The following is a 253-nucleotide window of genomic DNA, read 5'->3' on the forward strand; positions in this document are numbered from 1 at the left end:
GCAGCACCAGCTGACGTTCGGCAAGCAGGGAAGCGCAAGATCGGTTCATGGGTGACTACCAAGGTGAACGGCCAGGAAAAATATCAACACCTTGTTGAATATTCAACTTCTTGTTCAGTTGATCCCGGTCATGCCCGCCCATCATGGCAATTGCATAGCCAAGGGCATTGCTGCAATATTCGCAAATGTAAAACGTTCTCATTAAATACTTCCATTCAAGTGCTCTGCCCCATGACCCCCAACCTGCTCCTCG

General features: G+C 49.4%; 1 protein-coding gene. It reads right to left on the reverse strand.

The genetic code is table 11. The features are described from left to right. Positions 1–55 precede the first annotated feature (55 nt). On the reverse strand, positions 56–253 hold a 198-nt coding region (locus SB725_RS32595; protein WP_410923624.1), incomplete at its 5' end, for a hypothetical protein.

Source organism: Pseudomonas sp. SIMBA_041, assembly GCF_046535095.1.
Lineage (GTDB): Bacteria > Pseudomonadota > Gammaproteobacteria > Pseudomonadales > Pseudomonadaceae > Aquipseudomonas > Aquipseudomonas mucoides.